13 protein-coding genes are annotated in these 15157 nt (G+C 67.2%); 9 read left to right on the forward strand and 4 right to left on the reverse strand.

Annotated elements, in window-relative coordinates; genetic code table 11:
- Positions 1–412 precede the first annotated feature (412 nt).
- From kdpF to kdpE, 6 genes are read left to right on the forward strand one after another with little or no spacing between them, the layout of a single operon-like run.
- Positions 413–502: a K(+)-transporting ATPase subunit F gene (gene kdpF / locus AVE30378_RS05505; RefSeq protein WP_129239761.1), complete on the forward strand. Its 90-nt coding sequence runs from the start codon at positions 413–415 to the stop codon at positions 500–502.
- Positions 502–2304: a potassium-transporting ATPase subunit KdpA gene (gene kdpA / locus AVE30378_RS05510; protein WP_129239762.1), complete on the forward strand. Its 1803-nt coding sequence runs from the start codon at positions 502–504 to the stop codon at positions 2302–2304. Before kdpF ends, kdpA begins: the two co-directional genes overlap by 1 nt.
- Positions 2305–2336: 32 nt before the next feature.
- Positions 2337–4463, forward strand: coding sequence for a potassium-transporting ATPase subunit KdpB (kdpB, locus tag AVE30378_RS05515; RefSeq protein WP_279636181.1), 2127 nt, complete (start codon positions 2337–2339; stop codon positions 4461–4463).
- A 21-nt stretch (positions 4464–4484) separates the two neighbouring features.
- The gene (gene kdpC / locus AVE30378_RS05520; protein WP_129239764.1) at positions 4485–5093 is read left to right on the forward strand and encodes a potassium-transporting ATPase subunit KdpC; all 609 of its coding nucleotides are present in this window, start codon (positions 4485–4487) and stop codon (positions 5091–5093) included.
- A gap of 51 nt (positions 5094–5144) precedes the next feature.
- A complete protein-coding gene (locus AVE30378_RS05525) occupies positions 5145–7922 on the forward strand; it encodes a sensor histidine kinase (protein WP_129239765.1) in 2778 nt (925 codons plus the stop codon).
- 12 nt (positions 7923–7934) lie between these two features.
- The gene (kdpE, locus tag AVE30378_RS05530; RefSeq protein WP_129239766.1) at positions 7935–8627 is read left to right on the forward strand and encodes a two-component system response regulator KdpE; all 693 of its coding nucleotides are present in this window, start codon (positions 7935–7937) and stop codon (positions 8625–8627) included.
- Here the strand turns inward: kdpE and AVE30378_RS05535 are convergent.
- Positions 8609–9862 (reverse strand): O-antigen ligase family protein, encoded by a 1254-nt coding sequence (locus tag AVE30378_RS05535; protein WP_425265775.1) that lies wholly within the window; start codon positions 9860–9862, stop codon positions 8609–8611. The two genes, kdpE and AVE30378_RS05535, sit on opposite strands and share 19 nt — an antisense overlap.
- 121 nt (positions 9863–9983) lie before the next feature.
- Positions 9984–11240 carry an NADP-dependent isocitrate dehydrogenase gene (gene icd / locus AVE30378_RS05540; RefSeq protein WP_006217809.1) on the reverse strand — a complete coding sequence of 419 codons (1257 nt, stop codon included), beginning with the start codon at positions 11238–11240 and terminating at the stop codon, positions 9984–9986.
- 204 nt (positions 11241–11444) lie between these two features.
- On the opposite strand from icd, the gene AVE30378_RS05545 reads away from it, so the two are divergent.
- A complete protein-coding gene (locus tag AVE30378_RS05545) occupies positions 11445–11870 on the forward strand; it encodes a DUF1841 family protein (protein WP_129239768.1) in 426 nt (141 codons plus the stop codon).
- A 231-nt stretch (positions 11871–12101) separates the two neighbouring features.
- Here AVE30378_RS05545 and AVE30378_RS05550 read toward each other — a convergent pair whose 3' ends face one another.
- Both AVE30378_RS05550 and AVE30378_RS05555 read right to left on the reverse strand, forming a co-directional pair.
- The gene (locus AVE30378_RS05550) at positions 12102–12464 is read right to left on the reverse strand and encodes a c-type cytochrome (RefSeq protein ID WP_129239769.1); all 363 of its coding nucleotides are present in this window, start codon (positions 12462–12464) and stop codon (positions 12102–12104) included.
- A gap of 11 nt (positions 12465–12475) precedes the next feature.
- On the reverse strand, positions 12476–12829 hold the full coding sequence (locus AVE30378_RS05555; protein ID WP_129239770.1) for a c-type cytochrome: 354 nt from the start codon (positions 12827–12829) through the stop codon (positions 12476–12478).
- Positions 12830–13004: 175 nt separating this feature from the next.
- On the opposite strand from AVE30378_RS05555, the gene AVE30378_RS05560 reads away from it, so the two are divergent.
- Together AVE30378_RS05560 and AVE30378_RS05565 are read left to right on the forward strand one after the other, a co-directional pair.
- Positions 13005–13886: an AAA family ATPase gene (locus AVE30378_RS05560; RefSeq protein ID WP_129239771.1), complete on the forward strand. Its 882-nt coding sequence runs from the start codon at positions 13005–13007 to the stop codon at positions 13884–13886.
- Between the two features lie 25 nt (positions 13887–13911).
- A complete protein-coding gene (locus tag AVE30378_RS05565) occupies positions 13912–15084 on the forward strand; it encodes a vWA domain-containing protein (RefSeq protein ID WP_129239772.1) in 1173 nt (390 codons plus the stop codon).
- Positions 15085–15157: the final 73 nt, after the last annotated feature.

Below are 15157 nucleotides of genomic sequence, written 5' to 3' on the forward strand. Positions count from 1 at the left end.
CGGAAGTTCTAAATATTGGGATTTTCGCCAGAATTGGCCGGCGTTTGTGCCCGGACTTTTCCTTCGCCCAGGCCCGTGCGCGGGCCGATCGCCAAAGCCGGGCATGGCGGGAGCGCGGCCATGCCCATATCCGGGCATGCTCCGCCCGGGCCGTTTTTACGTTTCCTTTATCTCCCGCTCCCAAACCTATACCCCGTTTTTACCCCCCGCTCCGTAACCTGCCGGTGTCCTGATTGGTCGCCCCGCCTGCCCGGCGCGCATCCGCTTTGCCGCGCAGGCCGTCGTTCGAAGGGAGCCTCGCTCCCGGGAGGAAAAACGTGGATGCCCTCTATATCGCCATTTTCGCCGCCATGGCCGGGCTGACTTTCGCCCTGCTCCGGTTCTGCGAGGCCTTGTCCTCGGGAGAACGACCATGAGCTGGCTCTATTGGCTGAGCGGCCTGACGGCCGCCCTGCTGTTCGCGTACCTGCTGGCCGCGCTGTTCAAACCGGAGAAATTCTGATGACCGCCGAATTCATCGGTTTGCTGGCCGCGTACCTGGCGGTCCTGCTCGCGGTCGCGCCGTTCCTCGGACGCTACATCCGCATCGCCATGGAAGACGGGCAATCCCGGCTGACCGCCTGGGGCCGCCCGCTGGAACGCGGCATCTACCGGCTGGCGGGCATCGACCCGCGGGCCGAAATGGGCTGGAAGCGGTATGCCCTGTCCGTGCTGGCCTTCAACATCGTGGGGGTCGCGGCGGTCTACGGCCTGCAGCGCGTCCAGGGCATGCTGCCCCTCAACCCCGCGGGCCTGGGCGCGGTGCCGCCGGACTCGGCCCTGAACACCGCGATCAGCTTCGCCGCCAACACCAACTGGCAGGGCTACGGCGGCGAGTCGACGATGAGCTACCTGACGCAGATGCTGGCGCTGACCGTGCAGAACTTCGTCTCGGCCGCCACCGGCATCGCCGTGCTGTTCGCGCTGATCCGCGGCCTGTCGCGCCATTGCTCGGCCACGGTGGGCAATTTCTGGACCGACATGGTCCGCTGCACGCTCTATGTGCTGCTGCCGCTGTCCTTCGTGCTGGCGCTTGCGCTGGTCAGCCAGGGAACGATCCAGAACTTCAGTCCCTACCAGGAGGCCCAGACGGTCGAACCCGTGCGCTACCTCCAGCCGCGCCTGGACGCCCAGGGCCGGCCCGCGCTGGACGCGGCCGGGCAAGCCGTGGCGGATCCCGCCATCGGCCGGACCCAGCTCCTGGCCATGGGCCCGGTCGCGTCGCAGGAATCGATCAAGCTGCTGGGCACCAACGGCGGCGGCTTCTTCAATGCCAATTCGGCGCATCCCTTTGAAAACCCCACGCCGCTGGCGAACTTCCTGGAAATGCTGGCCATCCTGGCGATCCCCGCCGCGCTGTGCTTCACCTTCGGCGAAATGGTGGGCAGCCGGCGCCAGGGCATCGCGATCCTGGCGGCGATGACGCTGCTATTCACGGTATTCGCGCTGTCCACCGCCTACTTCGAGCAGCAGCCCAATCCGATGGCGGCCCAGGCCGGCGCCGACAGCGCGCTCAGCGCCTTCTCGCCCGGCGGCAACATGGAAGGCAAGGAAACCCGGTTCGGCATCGCCGCCACCTCGCTGTTCGCCACCGTCACCACGGCGGCGTCCTGCGGCGCCGTCAACGGCATGCACGATTCGCTGAACGCCATGGGCGGGCTGGCGCCGATGCTGCTGATGCAACTGGGCGAAGTCGTCTTCGGCGGCGTGGGCTCCGGCCTGTACGGCATGCTGGCCTTCGCCATCCTGGGCGTCTTCATCGCCGGCCTGATGATCGGCCGCACCCCCGAATACCTGGGCAAGAAGATCGAGGCCTACGACATGAAGATGGTGTCCATCGTCATCCTGGCGACGCCCTTGCTGGTGCTGGGCGGCACGGCGCTGGCGGTGTCGGTGCCGGCAGGCCAGGCAGGAACGCTGAATCCCGGCATCCACGGATTCTCGGAAATCCTCTACGCCCTGACGTCCGCCGCCAACAACAACGGCAGCGCCTTCGCCGGGCTGTCCTCCAACACGCCCTTCTACAACGTGCTGCTGGGCGTCGCGATGTGGTTCGGCCGCTACGCGGTGATCGTCGCGGTCCTGGCGATGGCCGGCTCGCTGGCCGCCAAGCGCCGCCTGCCCGCCGGCCCCGGCAGCATGCCCACGGCCGGTCCGCTTTTCGTGGCGCTGCTGATTGGCGCGGTGCTGCTGGTGGGCGCGCTGACGTACGTGCCCGCGCTGGCTCTCGGCCCGGTCGCGGAACACCTGCAAACGAAAGGCTAGGAAAGAAAATGGCCAAGATCGAAACCTCTACGATGGGCACCGCCGCCCGCACCGCGGCCAGCGGCGCCCATGAACGCCGGTTCGGCATGTGGTCGCGCGCCCTGGCGGGCCCCGCGGTGCTGGACAGCCTGCGCAAACTGTCGCCCGCCGCGCAACTGAAGAATCCCGTGATGTTCGTGGTCTACGTGGGCAGCATCCTGACGACCGCGCTGTGGGTCATGGCCCTGCGCGGCCAGGCCGAGGCTCCCGCCGGGTTCATCCTGGCGATCGGCGTCTGGCTCTGGTTCACGGTACTGTTCGCCAATTTCGCCGAAGCCCTGGCGGAAGGCCGCGGCAAACAGCAGGCGGCCACCTTGCGCGGCTTGCGCACCACCATAGAGGCCCGCTTGCTCAAGGGTTTCCGCGACGCGGACGCCGCCCGGGCGCAACCGGCCGACTGGCGCGGCCAGGCCGTCGGCCAGCCCTCCGGCCTGCTGCGCCGCGGCGACGTGGTACTGGTGGAAGCGGGCGAGACCATCCCCGGCGATGGCCAGGTCGTGGCCGGCGTGGCCTCGGTGGACGAAAGCGCCATCACGGGCGAATCCGCGCCGGTGATCCGCGAATCCGGCGGCGACTTTTCGTCTGTCACCGGCGGCACCCGCGTGCTGTCGGACTGGATCTTCGTGCGCATCGCCGCCGATCCGGGCGAGAGCTTCCTGGACCGCATGATCTCCATGGTCGAAGGCGCCAAGCGCCAGAAGACGCCCAACGAACTGGCGCTCACCATCCTGCTGGTGGGACTGACGGTGGTGTTCCTGCTGGTGGTCGTGACCCTGATGCCGTTCTCGATCTACGCGGTGGCCGCCGCCGGCGGCGGCGCCGCGGTCACGGTGACGGTGCTGGTCGCCCTGCTCGTCTGCCTGATTCCCACCACCATCGGCGGCCTGCTGTCGGCCATCGGCGTGGCGGGCATGAGCCGCATGATGGGCGCCAACGTCATCGCCACGTCGGGCCGCGCCGTCGAAGCCGCGGGGGACGTGGACGTGCTGCTGCTGGACAAGACGGGCACCATCACCTTCGGCAATCGCCAGGCATCGGCCTTCCTGCCCGCGCCGGGCGTGTCGCCGCGCGAACTGGCCGATGCCGCGCGCCAGGCTTCGCTGGCCGATGACACGCCGGAGGGCCGCAGCATCGTCGCATTGGCCGACAAGGCCCTCCACGCGCCGGCCGGGCCCATGCCTGGCGCGGAATTCGTGCCCTTCACCGCGCAGTCGCGCATGAGCGGCGTGGACCTGGACGGCCGGACGATCCGCAAGGGCGCGGTCGACGCCGTCCAGTCCTGGCTGGCCGCGCAGGACTCGGCGGTTCCCGCGCAGGCGCTGCAACTGGCCGAAGACGTGGCCCGCCGCGGCAGCACGCCGCTGATGGTCAGCGACGGCAGCCGCGCGCTCGGCGTCGTCGAACTGAAGGACATCGTCAAGCCGGACATCCAGTCGCGTTTCGCCGAGTTGCGCCGCATGGGCATCAAGACCGTGATGATCACGGGCGACAACAAGCTCACGGCCGCCTCCATCGCCGCCGAAGCCGGCGTCGACGATTTCCTGGCGGAAGCCACGCCCGAAGCCAAGCTCAAGCTGATCCGCGCCTACCAGGCCGAGGGCCGGCTGGTGGCGATGACCGGCGACGGCACCAACGACGCGCCCGCGCTGGCCCAGGCCGACGTGGCGGTGGCGATGAATTCGGGCACCCAGGCCGCCAAGGAGGCGGGCAACATGGTGGACCTGGATTCCAACCCCACCAAGCTGATCGAGATCGTCCAGATCGGCAAGCAGATGCTGATGACCCGCGGCGCGCTCACGACCTTCAGCGTGGCCAACGACGTGGCCAAGTACTTCGCCATCATTCCGGCCGCCTTCGCCACGGTCTATCCGCAACTGGACGTGCTGAACATCATGGGCCTGGCCACGCCGGCTTCGGCCATCCTGTCGGCCGTGATTTTCAACGCGCTGATCATCGTGGCGCTGATCCCGCTGGCGCTCAAGGGCGTGCGCTACCGCCCGCTGGGCGCGTCGGTGCTCCTGCGCCGCAACCTGCTCATCTACGGCCTGGGCGGCCTGCTGGTGCCGTTTGCCGGCATCAAGCTGGTCGACATGGCGCTCGCCGCGCTGGGCTGGGCCTAGCCGACACCAAAGGAACCCACCATGAATATCTCCGCCTCCTCGCCGCGCCAGGGCGGCATCCTGCGCCCCGCGCTGGCCGTCTTCACCGTCCTGTCCCTGGCGACCGGCCTTGCGTATCCCTTCCTGACTTCCGGCATCGCCGCCGCCGTCTTCCCTCATCAGGCCGCCGGATCGCTCATCAGGCAAGGCGACCGTCTCGTCGGCTCGGAACTGATCGGCCAATCGTTCAGCTCTGCCGGATATTTCTGGGGCCGCCCTTCCGCCACCGCGCCCATGCCGTACAACGCCGCGGGCTCGGGCGGTTCGAACCTGGGGCCTCGCAATCCGGCGCTGGCCGAAGCCATCCAGGCGCGCATCGCGGCCTTGAAAGCGGCCGATCCGGGCAACCCCCTGCCCGTCCCGGTGGACCTGGCCACGGCGTCCGGCAGCGGGCTGGATCCGCACATCAGCCTCGCCGCGGCGGCCTACCAGGCCGCGCGCGTGGCGCGCGCGCGCGGCCTGCCTCGCGAACAGATCGACGCATTGATCCAGGCGCATACCGACAAGCCCTGGCTGGGCGTGCTGGGGGCTCCCGCGGTCAACGTGCTGATGCTGAACCTGGCGCTGGACCGGCGGGGAGCGCCGCGCTGATGGCGCGGCGTATAGTATTGCCACCGGTTCTCCCATCCCTCTTGCGCGTCCATGGCTGATATCGCTGGCGAGCGTCCCGATCCCGACGCGCTCTTGAAGAACCTGGACGAGGCCGCGCGGCAGGCGGTGCGTGGCAGGCTGCGCGTCTATTTCGGGTCTTCCGCCGGCGTGGGCAAGACCTACGCCATGCTGGTGGCGGCCCGCGCGCAGGCCGCGCAGGGCGTCGGCGTGCTGGCGGGCATCGTCGAAACCCACGGCAGGCGCGAGACCGCGACGCTGCTGGAGGGCCTGCCCGTCCTCCCGCTCAAGGACGTCCCGTATCGCGGCCATGCCCTGAAAGAGTTCGACCTGGACGGCGCGCTGTCCCGGCGCCCGGACCTGGTGCTGGTCGATGAACTGGCGCACTCGAACGCCCCCGGCTCCCGCCACGCCAAGCGCTGGCAGGACATCCAGGAACTCCTCGCGGCCGGCATCGACGTCTGGACCACCCTGAACGTGCAGCACCTGGACAGCCTGAACGAGGCCGTGGGCGGCATCACCGGCGTGCGGGTCTGGGAGACCGTGCCCGACGAGGTCTTCGATTCGGCCGACGAAGTCATCCTGGTCGACCTGTCCGCCGACGAGCTGCTGCGCCGCCTGAAGGAAGGCAAGGTCTATCTGCCCGAGCAGGCCCGCCGCGCCACCCGCGACTTCTTCCGCAAGGGCAATCTGATCGCCCTGCGCGAACTGGCGCTGCGCCGCACCGCCGACCACGTGGACGACGACGTCCAGGCCTACCGCCGCGACCGCGCCATCGAGCCCGTGTGGCGCACGCGCGAGGCCGTGGTCGCCTGCATCGGCCCGGACGTCGACGCCGACTACGTCATCCGCAGCGCCCACCGCCTGAGCCAGCAACTGGAATGCGACCTGCACGTGGTCACCATCGACACGCCGCGCGCGGCCCCGCCGCCCCCGGCGGAACAGGACCGCATGCAGCGCAGCCTGGCCCTGGCGGATTCGCTGGGCGCCCGCAGCGAAACCTTGACCGGAGGCGACATGGTGGACGCCGTGGTGCGCTATGTGCGCCGCCACAACATCACCAAGGCCGTCCTCGGCCGGACCCGCGCCGGCGGCCTGCAACGCCTGCGCCTGTCGCTGTCCGCCGCGCTGTCAGCGGCCCTCTCGCCGGGCTGGCTGTGGCGCCGCCACAGCTTCGCCGACATGCTGGCCGCGGGCTGCCCCGAGATCGACGTCATCCGCCTGGGCGCGCCCCCGCTACCCGCCAGCTCCGCCCCCGGCCGCGATCCGCTCACGCTGGGACACCGTGCCGCCGACGAACGCAACCCGCGGCCGCTTGCGGGCTATGCCTGGGCGCTGTGCTATTGCGCGGCCGCCACGGCGCTGTCCATGCTGGCCTTCCCGGTGCTGCACCAGACCAATATCGTCATGCTGTTCCTGCTGGCGGTGGTGGCCGTGGCGCTGCGCCACGGCCGCGGGCCGGCGGCGCTGGCCTCGGTCGTCAGCGTCGGGCTGTTCGATTTCTTCTTCGTGCAGCCGCTGACCTCGTTCGCCGTGTCGGACGTGCAGTACCTGCTGACCTTCGGCGTGCTGCTCGCCGTGGGCCTGCTCATCGGGCAATTGACCGCCGGCCTGCGGCTGCAGGCACAAGCGTCGGTCAAGCGGGAGGCCGATGCGCGCAGCCTCTACGAGTTCGCGCGCGAGCTGTCCTCCGCGCTGCTGCCGGAACAGATCGTCGCCCTGGCCGGCGCGTTCGTGCACGCCACCTTCGGCTCGCGCTGCGCGCTGTACCTGCTGGGCATGGACGACAGGCTGAAGCTGGCCTCGCCCGCCGCCGACGACATGCCGCCGCTGGAATCGGCGCTGGCCCAGTGGGTCTACGACCACGGGCAGCCGGCGGGCGCGGGCACCGCCACCCTGTCCAACAGCGACCTGCTGTACCTGCCGCTCAAGGCGCCCATGCGCACCCGCGGCGTGCTGGCGCTGGCCGCTCCGCGCCGCAGCCTGTTTTCGAATCCCGATTCGCGCCGCCAGATCGAGGCCTACGCCACCCTGATCGCCATCGCGCTGGAGCGCCTGCACTATGTGGAAGTAGCGCAGCAGGCGCTGGTCAGCATGGAATCCGAGAAGCTGCGCAATTCGCTGCTGGCCGCCGTGTCGCACGACCTGCGCACTCCGCTGACCAGCCTGGTCGGCATGACGGACACGCTGATGCGCCAGCAGGCGGCCTTGCCGCCGGCCATCCACGGCACCATCCGCGCCATGCGCGACCAGGCCCAGCGCATGCATGCGCTCGTCGCCAATCTGCTGGACATGGCGCGGCTGCAAAGCCGGGACACGCCGCTGCGCCTGGAGTGGCAATCCATCGAAGAACTGGTGGGCGCGTCGCTCGCCGACTTGCGGGAACCGCTGGCCGCGCACAGCGTCACCGTGGACAGCCTGTCGCAGCTACCCCTGGTGGAATGCGACGGCGTGCTGATCGAGCGCGTGCTGTGCAACCTGCTGGAGAACGCCGCGAAGTACACGCCCGCGGGCAGCGCGCTGCGCGTGCACGCGGCCGTCCACGAAGGCGAATTGCGCGTGGCGGTCAGCGACAACGGCCCCGGCGTCCCTCCCGGCGAAGCCCGCCGCATCTTCGAGAAGTTCACGCGCGGGGACCGCGAATCCGCCACTCCCGGCGTCGGCCTGGGGCTGGCGGTGTGCGAGGCCATCGTCGCCGCCCACCATGGGAGAATCTGGGTCGAACACGCGCCGGGCCGGGAATCCGGCGCGCAATTCGTCTTTACGCTGCCCCTGGGCGCGCCGCCCCCGATCCAGCCCGAAATCCCCTGACCGCCGCGCAGCATGTTCGATTACCAGCCTACCATCCTCATCGTCGAAGACGACGCCAGCATCCGGCGCTTTGTCCGCCAGGTCCTGGAAAGCGAGGGCTGCGCCGTCCACGAGGCCGACACCGTCAAGCGTGGCCTGATCGAGGCCGGCACCCGGCAGCCCGATGCGGTCGTGCTGGACCTGGGGCTGCCGGACGAAGACGGCATGGCCTTGATCCGCGAACTGCGCGGCTGGACCGAAGTGCCGGTGCTGGTGCTGTCCGCGCGCGGCGCCGAGGCCGACAAGGTCGCCGCGCTGGACGCCGGGGCGGACGACTATCTGACCAAGCCCTTCGGCGTCAGCGAACTGCTGGCGCGGCTGCGCGTGCTATTGCGGCGCCACGCCAGGGGCGGCGCGGGCAATGCGGCCGAAATCGCCTTCGGCGACGTGCGCGTCGACTTCGCGAAGCGCGTGGTCGAACGCGGCGGCCGGCACGTGCACCTGACCGCCATGGAATACCGGCTGCTGGCGGCGCTGCTGGCGCATCGCGGCAAAGTCATGACGCACCGCGAACTGCTGCGCGCGGTGTGGGGGCCCGCGCACGTGGAGAGCGTGCACTACCTTCGGATCTACATGGGCCACCTGCGCCAGAAGCTGGAAGCCGATCCCGCGCAGCCCGTCCACCTGCTGACGGAGGTGGGCGTGGGCTATCGTTTCGCGGACTGACCCGGCCGCGGCGTCGTCAGCGCGATCAGCGCCACGACGATCAGCGAATAGGTGGAGACGCTGCGCATATTGCGGAACATCATTTCGGTCAGGCTGAACGCGCAGTAGCCCAGGCAGAACAGCAGCCCCATCTGCGCGCCGACGCGTATGACGCGATCGTCGCTGGCCAGCCTGCGCAGGAAGACCGCCGCCGGCAGCAGATACAGCGCCAGGATGCCCGCCAGGCCCAGCAGCCCGTATCCCGAAAGGGCCGCGAGCAGGTCATTGTGAGGCTCGCCATAGCCTTCGACGACCTCGCGCGATACGATTCCCTGCTTCTCGAGCAACAGGAGTTCACTGCGGAAGTTGTTCGGCCCTACACCTACGACAGGGCTTTTTTCAAACATCATCAGAGAAGCGTGCCATAGCTGCAATCGGATGCCAAACGACGTGTCTCGGTCCGCCGATGTGGCAAAACCCTGCAAGTCGCTGGTGATCATGTGCATGCGGCTACTGAAATTCCAGATGCCGACAGCGGTGACGGCCAGCAGCGCGCTGAGCACCAGCGCACAGTACACCTTGTGGCGTCGACTCCAGCCATGTAGCCCGAACAGAATAACCACGGCCAGGATGGGCAGCAGCATCCAACTGCTGCGCGTTTCGGACAGCCAGGTGGCCCAGATGCTCATCCCAGCGGCCAGCAGCTTGAGCGCGGTCTCCACGCGCGGCCAGCGCGTGCTGGCGCCCCAGCCGATCGACAGCAGCGACATCATGCCGAACAGCAGCGTCAGGTTCGCGAAGGCGACGGCATTGTAACGCCCGCCGATTTCCCCGACCGCACTGCGGTCCCACCACGTCATGGTGACGATCAGCATCGCCGAACCGGCCAGCGCGCCGGCCAGGATGCTCCACTGGATCTGCTTGAGCCACCGCTGCGGCGCTCTCAGCAAGAGCCACAGCACCGGCACCGCCAGCGCGAACCGGAGCAGTTTCTCCTGTTCCGAACCGCTCCACACGCCTAGCGCGGTGGACGTAACAACCATACAGACCAGCGGCAGCAGCAGCGCCAGCGCCATGGGCCACAGGGCCCGGAAATCCATCGGCTCATAGTGCCGGATCGCATTCGCGGCGATCGCCGTCAGCGCGATCAGGCCTGTGAGATAAATAATTGCCGGCCCCCCTACGGGGCTGGTCAACGCCAGCGCGGGAACCAGCAGCACCAGCCAGGTGGCCAAGGAAACGTACAGTCGGGGCACAACGATCAACCTGGTAAAAGACGAAGTGAAAGCAGCATGCGTCATGCTGGACAGGTAGACAAAACCCGCCCGCCATGACGGCGGGCGGGTTTTGCGGGACTGGCTTGCGGTAAGCCGCGAATTACATGTTTTCGATCATGACCTGGCCGAAACCCGAGCACGACACCTGGGTCGCGCCTTCGAGCAGCCGGGCGAAGTCGTACGTGACCTTCTTGGACAGGATGGATTTCTCCATGCTGGAGATGATCAGGTCGGCGGCTTCGGTCCAGCCCATGTGGCGCAGCATCATTTCGGCCGACAGGATTTCGGAACCGGGGTTCACGTAGTCCTTGCCGGCGTACTTCGGCGCGGTGCCGTGGGTGGCTTCGAACATGGCGACCGAATCGGACAGGTTCGCGCCCGGGGCGATGCCGATGCCGCCCACCTGCGCGGCCAGCGCGTCGGAGATGTAGTCGCCGTTCAGGTTCAGCGTGGCGATCACGTCGTATTCGGCCGGACGCAGCAGGATCTGCTGCAGGAAGGCGTCGGCGATGACGTCCTTCACGATGATTTCGCGGCCCGTCTTCGGGTTCTTGAACTTGCACCACGGGCCGCCGTCGATCAACTGGGCGCCGAATTCCTTCTGCAGCAGTTCATAGCCCCAGTCGCGGAAGCCGCCTTCCGTGAACTTCATGATGTTGCCCTTGTGCACCAGGGTCAGCGACGTGCGGTCGTTGTCGATGACGTATTGCGCGGCCTTGCGCACCAGGCGCTCGGTGCCTTCGCGCGACACGGGCTTGATGCCGATGGACGAGGTGTTCGGGAAACGGATCTTCTTCACGCCGAGCTTGGTCTGCAGGAACTGGATCAGCTCCTTGGCCTGCTCGCTTTCCGCCATGTATTCGATGCCGGCATAGATGTCTTCCGAGTTCTCGCGGAAGATCACCATGTTGGTCTTCTCGGGTTCGCGCACCGGCGAAGGCACGCCCTTGAAGTAGGCCACCGGGCGCAGGCAGACGTACAGGTCCAGTTGCTGGCGCAGCGCCACGTTCAGCGAGCGGATGCCGCCGCCGACCGGGGTGGTCAGGGGCCCCTTGATGGACACCACGTAGTCTTTGACGACTTCCAGGGTTTCGTCGGGCAGCCACACGTCCGGGCCGTAGACCTTGGTGGCCTTTTCGCCAGCATAGACTTCCATCCAGTGGATCTTGCGCTTGCCGCCGTAGGCCTTCTGCACCGCGGCATCAACGACCTTGATCATCACCGGAGTGATGTCGGCGCCCGTGCCATCGCCTTCGATGAAGGGAACGATGGGCTGCTCGGGCACATTCAGCGAGAAATCGGCGTTGACCGTGATCTTCTGGCCGCCAGCGGGAACCTTGATATGTTGGTAGGACATGAATGCTCCATTTGCTCCGGGTGATTATTCTGCACGCGCCGGCATCGGGAAGCGTCCGATTCCGCGGGGAATACCGTCCTCGAGAACCGCACACCGGATGGCGGATAGCAACCCATTCTATATCGCAAAAAGGCCGCCCGGCCCGGCGGGCCGCGACGGGCGGGTAAAATAATCCGTCGATATCCCGCTTTCCCTCCCCCGCAGATGTTCAATCCCTCCCGCGACCAAGTCCGCGAATTCTTCATCGAAACCTGGCGCAAGCACCGCGCGGCCGAAGTCCTGACGCCGCTCGAAGCCATCGCGCTGGACTGGATCATCGAGCATCCCGAATACCACGGCGACCTGGAAAGCCCCGAGGCCATGACGGCGGAATACTCGGTGGAAAAGGGGCGCACCAACCCCTTCCTGCACCTGTCCATGCACCTGGCCATCGCCGAGCAGTTGTCCATCGACCACCCGCCCGGCATCCGGAAGGCCTACCAGCAACTGGTGGCGCGCACCGACGCGCACCAGGCGGCGCACGAGATCATGGAATGCCTGGGCCAGGTGGTCTGGGAAGCCCAGCGGCTGGGCACCCCGCTGGACAGCGACACCTACATCGACCTGATCCGCCAGCGCGCCGGACGCTGAGCGCCGCGCCTTCGGCGGCCCGGCGAAAGGAAATGCCCCCACGCTGCGCGCGCTGGCTGCCCCCCCAGGGGGCATTTTTGTCTTGGGGCGGCCCGGCGAAAGGAAATGCCCCCACGCTGCGCACGCTGCGCGCGCTGGCTGCCCCCCGAGGGGGCATTTTTGTCTTGGGGCGGCCCGGCGACAAAAAACCCTCGGCATGCCGAGGGTTTTTGCTTCCGGGCTGGACGGAACCTACTTGCGCACGCCCAGGTCGCTCGGCTGCGCCGAGAGCCATGCCGCCACGTTGGAAATGTCCTGGTCCGACAACTGCGTGGCGAAAGCGCCCATGATGGGGTTCTTGCGCACGTTGGCCGTGGCCGCGCTGCCGGAAGCGCCGCGCTTGTATGCCTTCAGGGCATGGACGAGGTAATCGGCGTGCTGGCCGGCCAGCGTCGGATAGGCCGGATCCACGGCCGTCTTGGCGTCCGCGCCGTGGCAGGACGCGCAATTGAATTTGTCGAAGACGGCCTTGCCGGCCGCCAGATCCTGGGCCTGGGCGGCCGAGCCCGCCATTGCCAGGGTCGCGCCCGCGAGGGCAAGCATGATGCGATTCATGGTTTTGCCCCTTATTTGAGATTCGAGTAGTACGCTGCCAGGTCGGCGATGTCCTGGTCGGACAGGCTGCCGGCGATGGCGTCCATCGTGGGATGGCTGCGCGCGCCTTTCTTGTACTCGTTCAGGGCCGTTTCGATGTACTTGGCGTTCTGGCCAGCAATCATCGGAACGTGGTATAGCTCGGGAAACGTCGCCTTGTAGCCTTCGATGCCGTGGCAACCGATGCACATGGAAACCTTGTCACGGGCGTTCTGGACATTACCGACCACTGCTGCATCCGCGGCAACAGCCTGGCCGGCGATCGCACAGGATGCGATTGCGGCCAATACGGATAGCGTGTACTTCAGAGAGGTTCGCAACTTCATTGGAGTGGCTCTTCTTCGTATGGCTAAGGACTAGGGCCAGCTCGCTAGAAAAGGCCCTCGGCAAACATGTTGCGGGTCGAACCCAAAGCAAAACCGCCTGATTGTACGATAATTGCTCAGGATTAATACCTTAAGACGGTATTTGATCACCATCAAACCTAGACGCCATCCGACCATGTCCGCAGCCCAGTCCGCCACTTCCGCCTCGCCCGACCGCTTCGACGGGACCGACAGCTATGTCGCCACCGATGACCTCAAACTCGCCGTCAACGCCGCGCTCATCCTCCAGCGCCCGCTCCTGATCAAGGGAGAACCCGGCACCGGGAAAACCATGCTGGCCGAAGAAGTGGCGCGCGCGCTGGGCCGGCCGCTGTTGCAGTGGCACATCAAATCCACCACCAAGGCGCACCAGGGCCTGTACGAATACGACGCCGTGTCGCGCCTGCGCGACTCGCAACTGGGCGACGAAAAGGTCCGCGACATCCGCAACTACATCGTGCAGGGCACGCTGTGGCAGGCGTTCCAGTCGCCGGAACCGGCGGTGCTGCTGATCGACGAGATCGACAAGGCCGACATCGAATTCCCCAACGATCTGCTGCGCGAACTGGACCGCATGGAATTCCACGTGTACGAAACGCGCGAGACCATCTCGGCGCGGCACCGTCCTCTGGTCATCATCACGTCCAACAACGAAAAAGACCTGCCCGACGCCTTCCTGCGGCGCTGCTTCTTCCACTACATCCGCTTCCCCGACCGCGAGACGATGCGCGACATCGTGGCCGTGCATTATCCGGACCTGAAGCAGGACGTGCTGCGCGCGGCGCTGGACACTTTCTTCGCGCTGCGCGACGCCCCGGGCCTGAAAAAGAAGCCCTCCACCTCCGAGCTGCTGGACTGGCTGCGCCTGCTGCTGGCCGAGAACGCCACCGCCGCCGAGATCGACGCGCACACCGCCACGGCCGTGCCGCTGATGGCCGGCGCGCTGCTCAAGAACGAGCAGGACGTGCACCTGCTGGAACGCCTGGCGGCCATGACGCGCGGCGGCCAGCGCCGCTGATGCGGCACTCACGGGCGGCCCGCAAATGCTGATCGATTTCTTCTACCACCTCAGGGCGCACAAGCTCCCCGTCTCGGTCAAGGAATACCTGACCCTGGTGGACGCCCTGCGCCAGGACCTCATGGCGCCCACGCTGGACGACTTCTACTTCCTGGCGCGCGCCACGCTCGTCAAGGACGAAGCCCTCTACGACCGCTACGACAAGGCGTTCGGCGCGTACTACAAGGGCATAGCGGCCGCCCTGCCCGCGGGCAAGGAAATCCCGCTGGACTGGCTCATCAAGCAGTTCGAGAAAAGCCTCACCCCCGAGGAAAAGGCCGCCATCGAAAAGCACGGCTGGGACAAGCTGATGGAGCTTTTCAAGGAGCGGATGGAAGAACAGAAGGAACGCCATGCCGGCGGCAGCAAGTGGATCGGCACCGGCGGTACCTCGCCCTTCGGCACTGGCGGCTACCACCCCGAGGGCATCCGCGTGGGCGGCGATTCCGCCGGCAACCGCAGCGCGGTCAAGGTCTGGGACATGCGCCAGTTCAAGGACTACGACGATCAGGTCGAACTGGGCACGCGCAACTTCAAGGTCGCCCTGCGCCGCCTGCGGCGCTTCGCGCGGCAGGGCGCGGAAATGGAACTGGACCTGGACGACACCATCGCCAGCACCGCGCGCAATGCCGGCCACCTGGACCTGCGCATGGTCCCCGAGCGCCACAACACGGTCAAGGTGCTGATGCTGCTGGACGTGGGCGGCAGCATGGACGACCACATCGGCCGCGTCGAGGAACTGTTCTCGGCGGCCCGCAGCGAATTCCGCCACCTGGAAGTCTATTACTTCCACAACTGCCCGTACGAAAGCCTGTGGCAGAGCAACCGCCGGCGCCAGAACGAGCGCTTCGACACCTGGGACGTGCTGCGCAAGTACAACCCGGACTGGCGCCTGATCATCGTCGGGGACGCCACCATGAGCCCCTACGAAATCCTGCAGCCGGGCGGTTCGGTCGAACACTACAACAAGGAACCCGGCGCGGAATGGGTGCGCCGCCTGCTTGAGGCCTGGCCCAAATCGGTCTGGCTCAATCCGGAGCCCACGGCGTCCTGGCAGTACCGCCAGTCCATCGCCCTGCTGCGCGACATCATGCAGGGCCGCATGTACCCGGTCACCGTCGCCGGCCTGGAACAGGCCATGCGCGTCCTGTCAAAGTAGATTCTATGGTTTCACGCAAGCCTGCTTGGCCAGGAAGAGTTCTTGGTCGAAGGGTTTGCGTGATTTCCATACG

Source organism: Achromobacter veterisilvae (assembly GCF_900496975.1).
In the GTDB taxonomy this organism is placed as follows: Bacteria; Pseudomonadota; Gammaproteobacteria; order Burkholderiales; family Burkholderiaceae_B; genus Achromobacter; species Achromobacter veterisilvae.

Coding starts and splice junctions, on each gene's coding strand:
- kdpF (WP_129239761.1), top strand. CDS start 413: ATGAGCTGGCTCTATTGGCTGAGCGGCCTGACGGCCGCCCTGCTGTTC.
- kdpA (WP_129239762.1), top strand. CDS start 502: ATGACCGCCGAATTCATCGGTTTGCTGGCCGCGTACCTGGCGGTCCTG.
- kdpB (WP_279636181.1), top strand. CDS start 2,337: ATGGGCACCGCCGCCCGCACCGCGGCCAGCGGCGCCCATGAACGCCGG.
- kdpC (WP_129239764.1), top strand. CDS start 4,485: ATGAATATCTCCGCCTCCTCGCCGCGCCAGGGCGGCATCCTGCGCCCC.
- AVE30378_RS05525 (WP_129239765.1), top strand. CDS start 5,145: ATGGCTGATATCGCTGGCGAGCGTCCCGATCCCGACGCGCTCTTGAAG.
- kdpE (WP_129239766.1), top strand. CDS start 7,935: ATGTTCGATTACCAGCCTACCATCCTCATCGTCGAAGACGACGCCAGC.
- icd (WP_006217809.1), bottom strand. CDS start 11,240: ATGTCCTACCAACATATCAAGGTTCCCGCTGGCGGCCAGAAGATCACG.
- AVE30378_RS05545 (WP_129239768.1), top strand. CDS start 11,445: ATGTTCAATCCCTCCCGCGACCAAGTCCGCGAATTCTTCATCGAAACC.
- AVE30378_RS05550 (WP_129239769.1), bottom strand. CDS start 12,464: ATGAATCGCATCATGCTTGCCCTCGCGGGCGCGACCCTGGCAATGGCG.
- AVE30378_RS05555 (WP_129239770.1), bottom strand. CDS start 12,829: ATGAAGTTGCGAACCTCTCTGAAGTACACGCTATCCGTATTGGCCGCA.
- AVE30378_RS05560 (WP_129239771.1), top strand. CDS start 13,005: ATGTCCGCAGCCCAGTCCGCCACTTCCGCCTCGCCCGACCGCTTCGAC.
- AVE30378_RS05565 (WP_129239772.1), top strand. CDS start 13,912: ATGCTGATCGATTTCTTCTACCACCTCAGGGCGCACAAGCTCCCCGTC.